Annotated in this window: 17 protein-coding genes and 1 other RNA gene; 13 read left to right on the forward strand and 5 right to left on the reverse strand. The window is 71.9% G+C overall.

The annotated features are described in order from the left end of the window. The 4 genes from BCF33_RS00670 to BCF33_RS00685 all read right to left on the reverse strand — a co-directional run bounded on the left by BCF33_RS00670 (window position 1) and on the right by BCF33_RS00685 (window position 4,017). Window positions 1-1,191 (reverse strand): toxic anion resistance protein, encoded by a 1,191-nt coding sequence (locus tag BCF33_RS00670; RefSeq protein WP_106159034.1) that lies wholly within the window; start codon window positions 1,189-1,191, stop codon window positions 1-3. An 8-nt stretch (window positions 1,192-1,199) separates the two neighbouring features. Next, window positions 1,200-2,078, reverse strand: a complete 879-nt coding sequence (locus tag BCF33_RS00675) for a 5-bromo-4-chloroindolyl phosphate hydrolysis family protein (RefSeq protein ID WP_106159035.1) — start codon at window positions 2,076-2,078, stop codon at window positions 1,200-1,202. 187 nt (window positions 2,079-2,265) lie between these two features. Then, a complete protein-coding gene (locus tag BCF33_RS00680; RefSeq protein ID WP_106159036.1) occupies window positions 2,266-3,084 on the reverse strand; it encodes a TerC family protein in 819 nt (272 codons plus the stop codon). Window positions 3,085-3,255: 171 nt separating this feature from the next. Then, window positions 3,256-4,017 (reverse strand): pseudouridine synthase, encoded by a 762-nt coding sequence (locus BCF33_RS00685; RefSeq protein WP_106159037.1) that lies wholly within the window; start codon window positions 4,015-4,017, stop codon window positions 3,256-3,258. A gap of 57 nt (window positions 4,018-4,074) precedes the next feature. Here BCF33_RS00685 and BCF33_RS00690 point away from each other — a divergent pair, with 57 nt between their 5' ends. The 10 genes from BCF33_RS00690 (at window position 4,075) to rpmG (ending at window position 10,306) form a co-directional block, all read left to right on the forward strand. Continuing rightward, window positions 4,075-4,524, forward strand: a complete 450-nt coding sequence (locus BCF33_RS00690; protein WP_106159038.1) for a nucleoside deaminase — start codon at window positions 4,075-4,077, stop codon at window positions 4,522-4,524. 146 nt (window positions 4,525-4,670) lie between these two features. Then, complete coding sequence (locus BCF33_RS00695; RefSeq protein WP_106159039.1) at window positions 4,671-5,093, forward strand: penta-EF hand family protein; 423 nt, start codon at window positions 4,671-4,673, stop codon at window positions 5,091-5,093. A 94-nt stretch (window positions 5,094-5,187) separates the two neighbouring features. Beyond that, window positions 5,188-5,832, forward strand: a complete 645-nt coding sequence (locus tag BCF33_RS00700; protein ID WP_106159040.1) for a ceramidase domain-containing protein — start codon at window positions 5,188-5,190, stop codon at window positions 5,830-5,832. A 52-nt stretch (window positions 5,833-5,884) separates the two neighbouring features. Further along, the gene (gene gatC, locus BCF33_RS00705; protein ID WP_106159041.1) at window positions 5,885-6,175 is read left to right on the forward strand and encodes an Asp-tRNA(Asn)/Glu-tRNA(Gln) amidotransferase subunit GatC; all 291 of its coding nucleotides are present in this window, start codon (window positions 5,885-5,887) and stop codon (window positions 6,173-6,175) included. Then, the gene (gene gatA / locus BCF33_RS00710; protein ID WP_106159042.1) at window positions 6,172-7,668 is read left to right on the forward strand and encodes an Asp-tRNA(Asn)/Glu-tRNA(Gln) amidotransferase subunit GatA; all 1,497 of its coding nucleotides are present in this window, start codon (window positions 6,172-6,174) and stop codon (window positions 7,666-7,668) included. The genes gatC and gatA overlap by 4 nt, the downstream gene beginning before the upstream one ends. A 10-nt stretch (window positions 7,669-7,678) precedes the next feature. Continuing rightward, the gene (locus BCF33_RS00715) at window positions 7,679-8,500 is read left to right on the forward strand and encodes a hypothetical protein (RefSeq protein WP_106159043.1); all 822 of its coding nucleotides are present in this window, start codon (window positions 7,679-7,681) and stop codon (window positions 8,498-8,500) included. Beyond that, on the forward strand, window positions 8,497-9,204 hold the full coding sequence (locus tag BCF33_RS00720) for an N-acetylmuramoyl-L-alanine amidase (RefSeq protein WP_342747429.1): 708 nt from the start codon (window positions 8,497-8,499) through the stop codon (window positions 9,202-9,204). The genes BCF33_RS00715 and BCF33_RS00720 overlap by 4 nt, the downstream gene beginning before the upstream one ends. A gap of 11 nt (window positions 9,205-9,215) precedes the next feature. Continuing rightward, an RNA gene (gene rnpB / locus BCF33_RS00725) (RNase P RNA component class A) lies at window positions 9,216-9,595 on the forward strand. A gap of 39 nt (window positions 9,596-9,634) precedes the next feature. Further along, window positions 9,635-10,003 (forward strand): PAS domain-containing protein, encoded by a 369-nt coding sequence (locus BCF33_RS00730; protein ID WP_146132758.1) that lies wholly within the window; start codon window positions 9,635-9,637, stop codon window positions 10,001-10,003. A gap of 135 nt (window positions 10,004-10,138) precedes the next feature. Next, window positions 10,139-10,306 (forward strand): 50S ribosomal protein L33, encoded by a 168-nt coding sequence (rpmG, locus tag BCF33_RS00735; RefSeq protein WP_106159046.1) that lies wholly within the window; start codon window positions 10,139-10,141, stop codon window positions 10,304-10,306. Between the two features lie 622 nt (window positions 10,307-10,928). Here the strand turns inward: rpmG and BCF33_RS00740 are convergent. After that, a complete protein-coding gene (locus BCF33_RS00740) occupies window positions 10,929-11,717 on the reverse strand; it encodes a Bax inhibitor-1/YccA family protein (RefSeq protein WP_106159047.1) in 789 nt (262 codons plus the stop codon). Between the two features lie 464 nt (window positions 11,718-12,181). Here BCF33_RS00740 and BCF33_RS00745 point away from each other — a divergent pair, with 464 nt between their 5' ends. From BCF33_RS00745 to BCF33_RS13965, 3 genes are all read left to right on the forward strand, one after another. Further along, a complete protein-coding gene (locus BCF33_RS00745; protein WP_106159048.1) occupies window positions 12,182-12,550 on the forward strand; it encodes a helix-turn-helix domain-containing protein in 369 nt (122 codons plus the stop codon). A 19-nt stretch (window positions 12,551-12,569) separates the two neighbouring features. Then, on the forward strand, window positions 12,570-13,397 hold the full coding sequence (locus BCF33_RS00750) for an inositol monophosphatase family protein (protein WP_245883675.1): 828 nt from the start codon (window positions 12,570-12,572) through the stop codon (window positions 13,395-13,397). A 377-nt stretch (window positions 13,398-13,774) separates the two neighbouring features. Next, complete coding sequence (locus BCF33_RS13965) at window positions 13,775-14,245, forward strand: CAP domain-containing protein (protein ID WP_158259323.1); 471 nt, start codon at window positions 13,775-13,777, stop codon at window positions 14,243-14,245. Window positions 14,246-14,253 lie beyond the last annotated feature (8 nt).

A 14,253-nucleotide genomic window follows, 5' to 3' on the forward strand; every position in this document is an offset into this window, starting at 1 on the left:
TCAGCCGGCGGGCCGAAGGGCGGCGCCGGCGACCTTGCCCGACCCGCCAGCCTTGGCCGAGGCGAGGGTATCGCGCAGGTCGGCCTCCATCTTCTCCAGCTCGGCCTCGGCGGCGGCGCGCTTGGCCTTGCCCTCGTCGGCGATCTGAAGCGATTCCTGGATCGTGGCGATCAGCTCGGCGTTCGCATGCTTCACCGCCTCGATGTCGAAGACGCCGCGCTCCATCTCCTCACGGATGGCCTTATTGGAGGTGCGCAGGTTCTCGGCGTTGGACCGCAGCAGCTCGTTCGTCAGGTCGTTCGCGTCGCGCACCGCGCCGGCGGCGTCCGCGCTGCGCTGGATGGTGACGGCCTGGGCGAGCTGCGTCTCCCACAGGGGGACGGTGTTCACGAGGGTCGAGTTGATCTTGGTGACGAGGCTCTTGTCGTTCTCCTGCACGAGGCGGATCGAGGGCAGGGACTGCATCGTTACCTGCCGCGTCAGCTTCAGGTCGTGCACGCGGCGCTCGAGGTCGTCGCGGGCGGCGCGCAGGTCGCGCAGCTCCTGGGCGCGCATGACCTGGTCGTCCTCCGCAGCGTCCTGGACGGCCTTCTCGGCGGCGGGGATGTCGTCGGCGTCGATGCGGCGCAGCTTCTCCTCGCCGGCGGCGATGTAGACCGCCAGCTCGTCGTAGAAGTTCAACGTCTTGTCGTAGAGCGCATCGAGCGACTTGATGTCCTTCAGGAGCACGTGCTCGTGGCTCAGCAGGTCGTCGGTGATCTTGTCGATCTGCCCCTGCACGTCCTCGAACCGCGCCTGGAACTTCGCGATGGGCGTGGCCCGGCCCAGAAGCCGCTCCCACCAGGAGCGCTTGCGGCCCATGTCCAGCTCCTCGACGGAGAAGCCGCGGATGGTCGACACGATCTCCTGGAGGGAGTTGCCGGCCGGTCCGACGTCCTTGTTCTTCACGTCCGCCAGCATCGCCTGCGATATCTGCTGGAGCTCGGCCTGGGCGGCCGACCCGAACGAGACAATGGAACCCGTGTCCGAAAGGTCGATCTCGGCGATCCGCCTCTCTATCTCGGGCCGCGCGGCGGGATCGGTCGTGGCGGGCAGGTCGCCGGCGGGGGCGGGCTCGGGAAGGGACACTTGATTCACCTCGTCCACGAGGGTCTGCGAGGCTTCGGCCTTCTGGCGGATCTCGGTCTTCATGGGCGGTATCACTCCACTTTGATGCCCTCGCGCCGCAGGCGGTCGCGCAGGACGTCGATCTCGACGTCCATGCCGGTGCGGTCGTCGAGCATGAGGGTTTCGGTCCGCTGCGCGTAGCCGCCGCGCAGGTCGTCCAGAAGGGACAGGTAGCTTGCCCGCGCGTCCGGGGACGGGGCGCGGGACTGGAGGGCGACGAACTTCTCCGTCGCGTCATGGGCCGCCTGGAGGTAGACGCCCAGGTGCTTGCGGGCGCCCGCATAGTCTGCGGGGTCCGCCTCGACCTGGCGGAAGAGACGCCCCGCCTCGGCGGCGAAGGCGTCGAAGCGTTCCGTCGCCTCGCGGTCGCGAAGGGCGACGAGGCGCCCGCGCGCGGCGGCCAGCTTCGCCTCGGCCTCGCCGACGGCGTCGGCGACCCGGCCCGACTGCAGCGCGTCGGCCCCTTTCGCGCCCTTGTCGCGCAGCGGGTCCGGCCCGAAGGCCGCGAGGTGCAGCGCCGCCGCCAGCACGCCGAGCAGCACGCCCGTCAGGGGCGCGCCCGCCGGCACCGTCGCCGCCGCGACCCCGAGCCCGGCCGCGGCCGAGCCGAAGAGCTTGCGGGGGATCGCCGGGCGGCGCGCGACCTCGCGCGCGTCGAAGGCCGCCTCGGCCTGCAGCCCCTCGCGAGTCAGCCAGGCGCAGAGGAACAGCAGCCCCGCACCCGCAAGCCCGCCGAGCAGGGCCGCCCCGCCGGAGAGGAACGCCGTCAGCGTCAGGACCGCCGGCGGCACCCAGAGGAGGTTCGCGCGAAGCCCCACCGGGCCCTGCCGCAGCTCGGGCAGGGAAGGGGCGTCCGGCGCCCCGGTGCCCCCGCCCTTGGGCGAGTAGCGCCCCCCGTAGCGCCGCGCCATCAGAGCGCCCCGCCCGCACGCCCGAGGGCCACGGTCATCAGAAGGACGAACAGCAGCACGAAGGCGACCTTGTCGAGCGCGTTGCCGAACATTCCGGGACCCTTCTGCGGCGGCTACGGACGCTACCTAAGCGCGGGGGGCCGGGAAGGCCAACTCGAACCCGCGCGGCGGCGGCGCTTTGGGCGGCTCACAGGCGCGACTGCGTGCGCCGCTGGCCGTTCAACTTGCGCGAGTAGCCCGTCTGAATGATCTCGCAGACGAAGAGGACGATCACCGCGAAGTAGAAGGTCGTCTTCGACATGGGCACGATCGGATAGCCGAAGACCCGGATGACGTCCTCCTCGAGATGGGTCGCGTGCTCGGCCGCGACGCCCGCCTCGCCCAGGAGGACCACGCCGACGATCAGCAGGATGAAGAGGCCGAGCACCTCGAACATGCGGTTCTTCTCGATGAACTCGGTCACCGCGTCCGCGAGGACCAGCATCGCTACCCCCGAGAGGACGATCGCCGTCGCCAGAACCCAGAACACGTCCGTAATCGCGAGCGCCGAGAGCACGGAGTCGAAGGAGAAGACTAGGTTCACGAAGACGATCAGCGTGACGACCTGCACGGCCGACTTGCCGCCCTTGTGCTCGACCCCGTGGCCGAGCTGGTCCACCGATAGGAGGTGCGCGATCTCCTTCACGGCCGTGTAGATGATGAAGACCCCGCCGAAGACGAAGACCACCGTGGAGAAGTTGACCGCGCCGGTCAGCACCCCCTCCCAGGCGAAACGGAAGAACGGCTCGGACAACAGGCCGATCAGCTGGATCATCACGAAGAGCAGGACGACCCGCATCGCCACCGCGATGACGATTCCCCAGAACCGGACCGCCTTCTGCTGCGCGAGCGGCGCGCGCTGCGATTCGATCGAGATGTAGAGGAGGTTGTCGAAGCCCAGCACCGCCTGGAGGAAGCAGAGCATGAGCAGGTTGCCGAGGTTCTCCGGCGTGAGGATGTCGCCCATGTCTGGCTCCGTCTTGGGTGTCGGGGGGTTCTAGACCGGCATGCGTGGATGCCGCACCCCCGTTTCGTCCCCCCGACCGACAAAGGCGCGGGCTGGGGGATTCCGGTCCCGGCGGCGCCGCGGCGCCCCGGCCGGCATCGGACGGGGGTCCCGGCACCGCGGCCACGGGGATCAGCGCTTCGGGGCGCGGCGGCGCTTCGGCTTGGCCTGGGGGCCCTTCTCCGCGAGGCCGAGCTGGTCGCTCAGGACCCGGGGGCGGACCTCCTGAACCTCGCCAGGCTTGATCTGGCCAAGCCGGAATGGCCCGTAGGAGACGCGGATCAGGCGCGAGACCTTCAGGTCGATCGCCTCGAAGGCGCGGCGGACCTCGCGGTTGCGGCCCTCGCGCAGGCCGACGGTCAGCCAAGCGTTGCGGCCCTGCTGACGATCGAAGGACACCTCCATGGGGCGGAACCGCTCGCCCCCGATCTCCACGCCCTCGCGCAGCACGTCCAGCTTCGCCTCGGACGCCGCGCCGTCAGCCCGCACCCGGTAGCGCCTCAGCCAGCCGGTGCTCGGCAGCTCGAGCCGGCGCTTGATTCCGCCGTCGTTCGTCAGCAGCAGCAGCCCTTCGGAGTTCAGGTCGAGGCGCCCGACGCTCATCACGCGGGGCATGTCCTCGGGCAGGGCGTCGAACACGGTCGGGCGGCCCTTCTCGTCCGAGGCGGTGGTCACGAGGCCCGCGGGCTTGTGGTAGAGCCAGAGGCGCGGTGCCTCGGGCGCGTCGACGGGGCGACCGTCCACCGCGATCCGCTCGGTCCCCTCGACTGTGAAGGCGGGGCCGTCCAGCACGCGCCCGTCCACGCTGACGCGCCCCGCCTCGATCATGCGCTCGACCTCGCGGCGCGAGGCGATCCCCGCGCGGGAGAGGAACTTGGCGATCCGTTCGGCCATGCCGGCCCCTAGGGCGCGGCGGCTGGACTTGTCCAGCCGGCCGAGGCACCCGGACGCATGGGCTTCGAGGATCACATGCGGGCCGCACTCGCCGAGGCGCAGGCCGCCGCCCTTCGGGGCGAGGTCCCCGTGGGGGCCGTAATCTGCGATCCGTCCGGCCGCGTCGTCGCCCGGGCCGGCAACCGGACGCGCGAGCGCGCCGACCCCACCGCCCATGCCGAGATCCTCGCCATCCGCGCGGCCTGCGGCGCGCGCGGCTCCGAGCGGCTGGAGGGCCATGCCCTCTGGGTCACGCTCGAGCCCTGCGCCATGTGCGCCGCCGCCATCGCCGCCGCGCGGCTGGACCGGCTGATCTACGGCGCGCCCGATCCCAAGTCCGGCGGCGTCCGGCACGGCGCACGCGTCCTGGACCACCCCCAGGCCCACCACGCGCCCGAGGTGATCGCCGGCGTCGGCGCCGTGGCCTCCGCCGCCCTCCTGCGGGGGTTCTTCGCCGAAAGGCGCTGATCGGCCGGCGGAAAATGGCCGAACCCCGCGCGTCCGGGCGGGGCTCACGGGAACGCGCCCACCCCTGATCGGCGTTCTACGGTTGGCCCCCTGAAAAGGGCTCGCACACGCACAACGACATCACAACGACATCATGGAGAACTTCGATGAAGACGCTCTTCGCCACCGCCGCCTCGATCGCCGCGCTCGCCGCCGGCGTCGCCTTCGCCCAGACCGATATGGAAACGGGCATGATGGACTTCGACACCGATGCCGACGGCATCGCCACCATGGACGAATTCGACGAGGGCCTCGGCACCTCGGGGCTCTACACGTCGCTCGACGCGAACCAGGACGGCGTCCTGACCGAGGACGAGTACGGCGACTATTCCGACGACTTCGCCGGCTATGACGCCGACGCCTCCGGCGACCTCACCGAGGACGAGTTCAACAGGGGCATCTTCGGCGCCTACGACCTCGACGCTTCGGGCGATCTCGACGACACCGAGCTTCAGACCGCGGACGCGGACTTCGCCGAAGGCGGCCGCTACTACGTGGATTCCGACGACGTGATCGACACCGACAGCTGATCGCCGCACGCCCCCCGTCCGGATGCGGGGGGCGACGGCACCGCCCGCCGGGCCACGGTTGCCCGGCGGGCGGTCCGCATGCTGAAACGCCCGCATGTGGACTGAACGCGTCGACGGCTATTGCGAGCGCATCGGCTTCGCCTTCTGGGCCGAGCCGCTGAACGCGGCGACGAACGCTTCCTTCCTCTTGGCCGCCATCGTGATGTGGCGCCGGACGGTCGCCCGCCGCACGCCCGTCGAGACGGTCCTGATCGTCCTGCTCGCCGCGATCGGGATCGGCAGCTTCCTCTTCCATACCCTCGCGACGCGCTGGGCCTCCCTGGCGGACACGGTGCCGATCGGCCTCTTCATCCTGGCTTATATCTGGGCGGCGAACCGCGATTTCTGGGGTATGCCGCACTGGGCGACCGCACTCGGCACGCTCGCCTTCGTGCCCTACGCCGCGCTGCTGACCCCCGCCTTCGCGGCGCTGCCCTTCTTCGGCATCAGCGCGTTCTACTGGCCCGTTCCCCTGCTCATCGCCATCTACGCGGTCCTCCTGCGCCTCCGCGCGCCCATGACCGCGCGCGGCCTCGGGATCGGCGCGGCGATCCTCGTCCTCTCCCTGACCCTCCGCTCGCTCGACATGCCGCTCTGCGCGGCGATCCCCGTCGGCACCCATCTCTGGTGGCACGTCCTGAACGGCGTGATGCTGGGTTGGATGATCGAGGTGCACCGGCGTCACCTCGCCCGCCCTTGAAGGCCCCCCGCCCGCGCCGTATCGCGGCGCCGTTCCAGAGCCGGGGGTGCCCATGTCCGAGATCGACGCCGAGACGGCGCGCCGCGTCGCCAAGCTGGCGCGCATCGCCGTCCCCGAGGAGCGGCTCGCCCCCCTCGCGGAGGAGTTCGGGCGCATCCTCGGGTTCGTCGAGCAGCTGAACGAGGTGGACGTCGAGGGCGTCGAGCCGATGACCGGCGTGACCCCGATGCGCCTCAAGCGCCGCGAGGACGTGGTGACGAGCGGCGGGATGCCGGACCGCATCCTGAAGAACGCCCCCGAGGCCCGCGAGGGCTTCTTCGCCGTGCCGAAGGTGGTGGAATGAGCGCCGACATGCTGCAGGGCCTGACCATCGCGGATGCCCGCGACCGGATGCGGGCGGGCGACCTCCGGGCGACGGACATCGCCGAGGCGGCCATCGAGGCGGTCGAGGGCGCCCGGGCGCTGAACGCCGTGGTCCACGACACGTTCGAGATCGCCCGCACCCAGGCCGCCGCGGCGGACGACGTGCTGCGGGCCCGGGGGGCGGACGCGCCCGACCTTTGCGGCATCCCGCTGGGGATCAAGGACCTCTTCTGCACCGAAGGCGTGCCCTCGCAGGCCGGCTCCCGCATCCTCGAGGGGTTCCGGCCGGAATACGAATCGACCGTGACGCGGCAGCTCTGGGACCAGGGCGCGGTGATGGTCGGCAAGCTGAACATGGACGAGTTCGCCATGGGCAGCTCGAACGAGACCAGCACCTATGGCGACGCCGTGAACCCCTGGAAGGCGGGGGAGGGCGACGCGGCGCTGACGCCTGGCGGCTCGTCCGGCGGATCCGCCGCCGCGGTGGCCGCCGACCTCGTGCTGGGGGCGACCGGCACCGACACGGGCGGCTCGATCCGCCAGCCGGCCGCCTTCACGGGCATCGTGGGGCTGAAGCCCACCTATGGGCGCTGCTCGCGCTGGGGGATCGTGGCCTTCGCCTCCTCGCTCGACCAGGCCGGCCCGATGACGAAGACGGTGCGCGACGCCGCGATCCTGGGCCGCGCCATGATGGGGCACGACCCGCAGGACTCGACCTCTGCCGACCGCGCGGTGCCGGACCTCGAGGCGATGCTGGACGGCGACGTGCGCGGCAAGGTCATCGGCGTGCCGAAGGAGTACCGGCTGGACGGCATGCCCGGCGAGATCGAGGCCCTCTGGGCGGAGGGGCGCCGGATGCTCGCCGACGCGGGCGCGGAGCTGCGGGACATCACCCTGCCGCACACGAAGTACGCGCTTCCCGCCTACTACGTCATCGCGCCCGCCGAGGCGTCCTCGAACCTCGCGCGCTACGACGGGGTCCGCTACGGCCGCCGCGCGGCGCTGGACCAGGGCGACGGCGTCACCGAGATGTACGAGAAGACCCGCGCCGAGGGCTTCGGCGACGAAGTGCAGCGCCGCGTCATGGTGGGCACCTACGTCCTTTCGGCGGGCTTCTACGACGCCTACTACAATCGCGCCCGCCGGGTCCGCACCCTGATCAAGAAGGACTTCGAGGATGTCTTCGCGGACGGGGTCGACGCGATCCTGACCCCGGCCACCCCTTCGGCGGCCTTCCCCCTAGGCTCGGCGTCGGGCGATCCGGTGCAGATGTACCTCAACGACGTGTTCACGGTGACGGTGAACCTCGCCGGGCTGCCGGGGATCAGCGTCCCGGCGGGGCTCGACGCCCGGGGGCTGCCCCTCGGGCTGCAGCTCGTCGGCCGCCCCTGGGAAGAGGGGGAGTTGCTGAATCTCGCCAGCGCGGTCGAGGAGCGCGCGGGCTTCGTGGCACGTCCCCGGCGCTGGTGGTAGGCTGCGGGTCATGTGGCGGATCCTTCCCCTCGCGATCGCGCTGGCGGCCTGCCAGCCGCAGATCCCCGACAACGGCCCCCAGGGCCGCGTCGCCCGTGGCGAAGGGGTGGGCTTCGGCAATTACCGCGACTACCAGGCGGCGCAGGCGCAGGCCCGTGCCCAGCGGAACGCGGCCCTTCTCGGGGCGTCGGCGGATGCCGCGCCCCCCCCGGGCGGCGAGCCGGCTCCGGGCACGCCCGGCGCGGCCGGCCTGAACCCCACGATCGCCGCCGCCGTCGAGGCCGTGCAGCCAGGCGCCCCGGCCCGTCCGGCCGCGGCCGCCGTTCCCTCGGCGCCCCCTGCCACCCCCCCTGCCGTCCCGGCGCAGCCCTTCACGACGCCCGGTCCCGTCGCCGTCGGTCCCGCCACCCCCGGAACTCCGGTGATCGTGCCCGGTCCGCGCGGCATCTCCGACGAGCAGAGCTTCGACGCCGTCGCCGAGCGCGAGAGCATCCAGTCCGACGCGGAGCGCATGGCGCAGAACCGCGCCGCCTTCGAGGTCGTGCAGCCCACGGCCCTTCCCGCCCGGCCCGAGAGCACCGGGCCCAACCTCGCGCAGTTCGCACTCTCGACCACCAACGCCGTCGGGCAGCCGATCTACCGGCGCGGCGGCGTCTTCTCCGCCTCCCGGCAGGAGCGGAACTGCGCGCGCTATTCCTCCGCCGACCGGGCGCAGGCGGCATTCCTCGCCGCCGGCGGGCCAGACCGCGACCGCGAGGGCCTCGACCCGGACGGGGACGGGTTCGCCTGCGGCTGGTCGCCCGCGCCCTACCGGGCCGCGGTGGGCCGCTGACCGTCCGCGAGCATCCGTCGCCCAGTCACGGCCCCCGTCATCCGGGGTCGCGCATCGACATGGCGATCGTGCACTACACCGCGATGGCCTCGGCCGAGGACGCCGCGAGGCGCCTGTCGGACCCGGAGGCGCAGGTCTCCTGCCACTGGCTGATCGGGGCGGATGGCGGGATCTGGCGTCTCGTGGACGAGGGGCGGCGCGCCTGGCATGCCGGCCTGGGGCGCTGGGGCGGGGTGGCGGACGTCAACTCGAACTCCGTGGGGATCGAGCTCGACCATCCGGGCACGGGCCCTTTCCCCGACGCCCAGATCACCGCGCTCGAGCGCCTGCTGGCCGGGATCGTGCGCCGGCACCCCCTGATCGCCCCCGAGCGGGTGCTGGGTCATTCCGACGTCGCCATCGGGCGCAAGATCGATCCGGGCCCCTGTTTTCCCTGGCGGCGGCTGGCGCTGGCGGGGCTCTCGGTGTGGCCCGAGGGTGCGGGCCTGTCGGATCCTGCGGGCTTCCACGCCGACCTCGACTGGATCGGGTACGACTGGCATTCGGCGCCGGAGGCGCGGCTCGCCGCCTTCCGGATGCGGTTCCGCCCGGGCCATGACGGGCCGCTCGACGCGGTCGACGCGGGCATCGCGCGCGCCGTCGCCGAGCGATGGCCCAACCGCTCGCGCGTGACGCGGGTGGACGCCGCGGCCGCGGGCGCCTAGGCCGGGGCCGCGCGGGGGGCCGGATGGCCGCGGGGCGCCGGCCGCGAGGCGGGCTTCCCGAGGAAAGTCCGGACTCCACGAAGAGACGGCGGCGGGTAACGCCCGCCCGGCGAGAGCCGAGGGAAAGCGCCACAGAGAGCAGACCGCCCGCACCTCGTGCGGGCAAGGGTGAAACGGTGGGGTAAGGGCCCACCGCGGCCTCGGCGACGGGGACGGCAAGGCAAGCCCCGCCGGGAGCAACGCCGAATAGGGACCCCTCACGGGCGCTTCGGCCCGGGGTCCGGGTAGGCGGCTCGAGCGCCCCGGCGACGGGTGCGCCAGAGGAATGGTCATCGCCCCGTCGCCGGAAGGTGGCGGGGAACAGAATCCGGCTTACAAGCCCCCCGCGCACCTTAACCCTTCTTCAATGCCTGGGATGTATCGCGGCGTCATGACGCATGGCATCACACGCATCGAACCCCCGCCCGAGGCCGCGGTGACGGCGATCCAGCAGGCGCCCGGCCTCGCCGCCCTGATGACGCCCCAGGGCCAGGTGGTCTTCCTCAACTCCCGGGCTCGCCGCGAACTGGCGGGGGGCGGGATCCGCGCCGACTGGTGGGATCTCTGGCTCACGCGCGAGCGGCCGCGCCTCGCCTCCGCGGTGCGCGACGCCGCCGCGGGAAGGACCGTCCGGCTGCCCGCCAGGCGCGCCGCCGGCCCCGAAGGCGACTGGGACGTCTCGGTCAGGCCGGCCCATGCGGACGCGGAAGGCCGGGTGCGATTCATCTCGGCCAACGCCCGCCCGCCGATGGGCGCCTGACCCGGAACGCCCCTAACGGCGGCGGCGCGTTGACAGACGCGGGCGCGGCTGTAGAAGGCGCGGACTTCCGATTTCACGGGCGCGCCCGCGCGCCTCGGCCCGCCGGCATGGCGGGCCCCCGACAGGAGCCGCGCCATGGCGAAGCCGACGACCATCAAGATCCGCCTCAACTCGACCGCCGGGACGGGTCACTTCTACGTCACGAAGAAGAACGCCCGCACGATGACCGACAAGTTCTCGATCAAGAAGTACGACCCGGTCGCGCGCAAGCACGTCGAGTACAAGGAAGGCAAGATCAAGTAGATCGCCCCGAGGGCCGGTCCCGCGCGCCGCCGCGTCCCCGCAAGGGCGCGCGGGCATCGCGTCCGGGCCGTCGATCCCCCGGCCGGAGGGCCGGTTCCGTCGCGGCCCCTCCAATCGCGACGGTCGCGCGATCGCAAACCGGTTCCTTGAACCAAGCCTGTCTTCGCTGCCGGTGCCAGCTAAGGCTGGCCGTCATCGGGCTCGCGCCAAGCCCGTGCCTCGTCCAATCGGCCACCGCTCGCCCCTGCCGTCCTGAAGGAATCGCCACCGAAGCGGAGGCCGCAACTGCGGTCATGGCGAGTCGCTCCACGCCTTCGTGCTTGTCGCTGCCGTCCTCGTGATCCGGGTCACGGCGACGCGGCCCGCCCGCCGGGCCGCGCGTGCAGGAAGCTGTGAGCGCGCCGCTGGCGTCTTCTTCGGACGCGGGACTGCCTGTCATCGCCTTTGCCTGCACGCGCCCGTCCCGATCTTCGCGCATGAAGGGCGACGTCGCCGCCCGCAGATGATCGCCCCATCGCACGGGCCAGGAGACGCCGGCGCGGAGCGGGCCGGAGCGAAAGTCGTCCAGCGAACGAAAAGGGCCGCCCCGAGGGGCGGCCCCGTCCGCGTCATGCGCCTGCCGTCACTCGCGGTTGCCGAGGAACTGCAGGAGGAACATGAAGAGGTTGATGAAGTCGAGGTAGAGGCTCAGCGCGCCCATGATGGCCGCCTTGCCCAGCCATTCCGCATCGCCCGTCGCGGCATGCTGCACGTATTCGGTCTTGATGCGCTGCGTGTCGTAGGCGGTCAGGCCCGCGAAGATCAGCACGCCGATCGCCGATACCGCGAAGGTCAGCGCCGAGGAGGCGATGAAGATGTTCAGGATCGAGGCAGCGATCAGGCCGATCACGCCCATGATCAGGAACGTGCCCCAGCCGGACAGGTCCTTCTTCGTCGTGTAGCCGTAGAGCGACAGGCCCGCGAAGGCGATCGCGGTGACGAGGAAGGTCTGCGCGATCGATACGCCCGTGAAGACGAGGAAGATCGACGAGATCGACGCGCCCATCACCGCGGCGAAGGCGTAGAACACCAGCTGCGCCGTGGCAGCGGACATGCGATTGATGCCGGCCGCGAAGCCGAAGACGAAGATCAGCGGGGCGAACATCAGCACCCAGCGCAGCGGAGAGGCATAGAGCGCCTCGCCCAGGCCGGTCAGGTACACCCCCTCGCGAAGGGCGAAGGTAGCCTGCCCGGGATCGGTCGTCGTCGCGAGGCCCGAGAGCGCGAAGGCGACGGCGAAGGTCATCAGCATGCCCACGGACATGGTGCCGTAGACCTTGTTCATGTGGGCGCGCAGGCCCTCGTCGATCTGCGCGGCGCGGGCGCCGGAAACCGCGGTATCGTAGCCGCGGGTCGTCTGGAAGTCTGCCATCTGAGGCCTCCCCTTGTTCAACGATCCGCCCGGCCGCGTCGCCGCATCCGGGAACTGCTTCGAATATCATCATCCTGAGGGGGTGTTTCAAGACGCCTATCGCCGCACTCGGCGCTGCCGGAACCAGCTCGCGGAGGGGCTCCGCGTAACTCGCGCGGGCCCCGCCGTGCGGTTGAGTGGCCAGGGCCCCGGTGGTGGGCCCATGGCATGCTGCTCCAGTTCAATCGCCCGGCAAGCCACTGAAATGATGGGACGGACGGCTCGTCACCATGGTCCTTCCATTGGGAAGTCGATGCATCCATGCCACCTGGGATTGCATAGGCGCAAAACCGCAAACTGTTTCCCAGTTCGGAACATCGCCGCCCGATGCCGCTTGATGCCCCAAGGGACGGCGCGCCGAGACGTCGCGCACCGGATCACGGCCCAACCCGCCGCGCGCCGGGAGATCGAAGGAAGCCGAGACCATGAACGCCGCAAAACATCCCGTCGACATCCACGTGGGCAAGCGCGTCCGGCAGCGCCGGTGGATGCTGGGCGTCACCCAGCAGCAGCTGGCCGAGCGGGTGGGCATCAAGTTCCAGCAGATCCAGAAGTACGAGACCGGGATGAACCGCATAAGCGCCTCGCGCCTCTGGGACATCGCAGGCGTGCTGGACGTGCCGGTGTCCTTCTTCTTCGAGGGGCTCGACGGGCCGGAGGCTGCCGCCCCGGACGTCGAGGGCGATATCCTCGCCGACAGGGAGGCGCTGCAGCTCGTCCGTTCCTACTACGCGATACCAGAGAACCAGCGCCGCCAGCTCTTCGAGCTGGCAAGGGTTCTTTCCGCAGCCTGAGCATGCCATGGACGGCGGCATGAACGCTGCGGATCCCGCCCTGCGCGACGCCTTGCGCATCGCGGCCCATGCCGCCGCCGACGCCGCCGCGCCCGAGACGCTCGCCAGGTTCAGGTGCGGCGTGGCCGTCGACGACAAGGGGGGCACGGACGCCCGGCCAGGCTTCGATCCCGTGACGGAGGGCGACCGCGCCGCGGAGGCGGCGATGCGATCCGCGCTGGCGGGGCTGCGGCCGCAGGACGCCATCCTCGGCGAGGAGGAGGGACGCTCGCCCGGCACGAGCGGCCTCGAATGGGTGCTCGATCCGATCGACGGAACCCGCGGCTTCATCGCCGGGACGCCGGTATGGGGCACCCTCGTCGCGGTCTGCCCGGAGGGGGGGCGGCCGTGCTACGGCATCGTGGACCAGCCCTGGACCGGCGAGCGCTTCGCCGGCGGATGGGGCGAGGCCGCCCTACGCCGCCAGGGCGTCGAGAGGTCGCTGCGAACCCGGAAGGTCCGCGCCCTCTCGGAGGCGACGGTGCTGACGACCTTTCCCGAGGTCGGCACCAAGGCGGAGGGCGCCGCCTTCGCACGGGTGGCCGAGAGGTGTCGGCTGACGCGGTACGGCCTCGACTGCTACGCCTACGCGCTCGTCGCCTGCGGCACGGCGGACCTGGTGATCGAGGCGGGGCTGGCGCGCTACGACATCGCCGCGCCCATGGCGCTGGTCGAGGCGGCCGGCGGGATCGTCACCGCTTGGGACGGCGGGCCCGCCCAGCATGGCGGGCGCGTGGTGGCCGCCGGCTGCCGGGCGGTCCACGACGCCGTCCTGGAGCTTCTGGCGGGGGCCGGCGGCCCCGGCTGACCGACCCGTGCCGCGACCGCTGCCGGGCGGTCGGGACGAACCCTTCCCATCGATAGCGGATTCGCATGCGGGATCGATGCTCCGTCCCGGCCACGGTGCGGCCGCGATCTTGCCCTGCTTCGGCGGAATGGTGCGGATCATCGGCGACGCGTCGACCTGCAGCCGGGCGAACATCGGCCGGATCGGGACGGGCTGTCCGCCCCGACCTCGCGCGTCGGGGGCGGGGTGCTATCGACTGGCCCGGGATGCGGAGCCGGCCGTACCGGCGGGCCCTCCGCACGGCGCGCGCCCCTTCGAAGCGGCGGCGGGCCTGTCGCCTTCAACGCGGCGCGCGGCGAACGGGGCCGCGGGCCCCCAGCGAACCGATGGAGCAGTCCATGCGATCAACCCTCATAGCGATCCTCGCCGCGCTCGCCCTCTCCGGCTGCGGCACGACCCCGGCCTCCGGTCCCGTCGAGGCCCGCGTCTCGGCCTCGGGCGCGACCGAGGCGCAGGCGCTCGCGGTGACGAACGCGAACCGCCGCGCGGCGGGCCTGCCGGCGATGCGGGTCGACCCGGCCCTGGGCCGCGCGGCGCAGCGACACGCACGGGACATGGTCGCGCGCGTCGGGCTCAGCCACCGGGGATCGGACGGCTCGGGCGTGATGCAGCGCATCCAGGCGGAGGGGTACGGCGCGTGCTACGCGGCGGAGAACATCGCGATCGGCCCCTGGAACGGGCAGGAGGTCGCGGAGGCCTGGCTGCGATCGGCCGGCCATCGCACCAACGCCATGGCTCGCCTCAGCCGCGACGTCGGGATCGCCCAGTTGGGCCGGGCCTGGGTGATGGTCTTCGCCTCGCGCTGCTGACCAAGAAA

Source organism: Hasllibacter halocynthiae, from assembly GCF_003003095.1.
In the GTDB taxonomy this organism is placed as follows: Bacteria; Pseudomonadota; Alphaproteobacteria; order Rhodobacterales; family Rhodobacteraceae; genus Hasllibacter; species Hasllibacter halocynthiae.

Coding starts and splice junctions, on each gene's coding strand:
- BCF33_RS00675 (WP_106159035.1), bottom strand. CDS start 2,078: ATGGCGCGGCGCTACGGGGGGCGCTACTCGCCCAAGGGCGGGGGCACC.
- BCF33_RS00730 (WP_146132758.1), top strand. CDS start 9,635: ATGACGCATGGCATCACACGCATCGAACCCCCGCCCGAGGCCGCGGTG.
- BCF33_RS13965 (WP_158259323.1), top strand. CDS start 13,775: ATGCGATCAACCCTCATAGCGATCCTCGCCGCGCTCGCCCTCTCCGGC.
- BCF33_RS00740 (WP_106159047.1), bottom strand. CDS start 11,717: ATGGCAGACTTCCAGACGACCCGCGGCTACGATACCGCGGTTTCCGGC.
- BCF33_RS00745 (WP_106159048.1), top strand. CDS start 12,182: ATGAACGCCGCAAAACATCCCGTCGACATCCACGTGGGCAAGCGCGTC.
- BCF33_RS00695 (WP_106159039.1), top strand. CDS start 4,671: ATGAAGACGCTCTTCGCCACCGCCGCCTCGATCGCCGCGCTCGCCGCC.
- BCF33_RS00700 (WP_106159040.1), top strand. CDS start 5,188: ATGTGGACTGAACGCGTCGACGGCTATTGCGAGCGCATCGGCTTCGCC.
- BCF33_RS00685 (WP_106159037.1), bottom strand. CDS start 4,017: ATGGCCGAACGGATCGCCAAGTTCCTCTCCCGCGCGGGGATCGCCTCG.
- BCF33_RS00690 (WP_106159038.1), top strand. CDS start 4,075: ATGGGCTTCGAGGATCACATGCGGGCCGCACTCGCCGAGGCGCAGGCC.
- rpmG (WP_106159046.1), top strand. CDS start 10,139: ATGGCGAAGCCGACGACCATCAAGATCCGCCTCAACTCGACCGCCGGG.
- gatC (WP_106159041.1), top strand. CDS start 5,885: ATGTCCGAGATCGACGCCGAGACGGCGCGCCGCGTCGCCAAGCTGGCG.
- BCF33_RS00680 (WP_106159036.1), bottom strand. CDS start 3,084: ATGGGCGACATCCTCACGCCGGAGAACCTCGGCAACCTGCTCATGCTC.
- BCF33_RS00715 (WP_106159043.1), top strand. CDS start 7,679: ATGTGGCGGATCCTTCCCCTCGCGATCGCGCTGGCGGCCTGCCAGCCG.
- BCF33_RS00670 (WP_106159034.1), bottom strand. CDS start 1,191: ATGAAGACCGAGATCCGCCAGAAGGCCGAAGCCTCGCAGACCCTCGTG.
- gatA (WP_106159042.1), top strand. CDS start 6,172: ATGAGCGCCGACATGCTGCAGGGCCTGACCATCGCGGATGCCCGCGAC.
- BCF33_RS00750 (WP_245883675.1), top strand. CDS start 12,570: ATGAACGCTGCGGATCCCGCCCTGCGCGACGCCTTGCGCATCGCGGCC.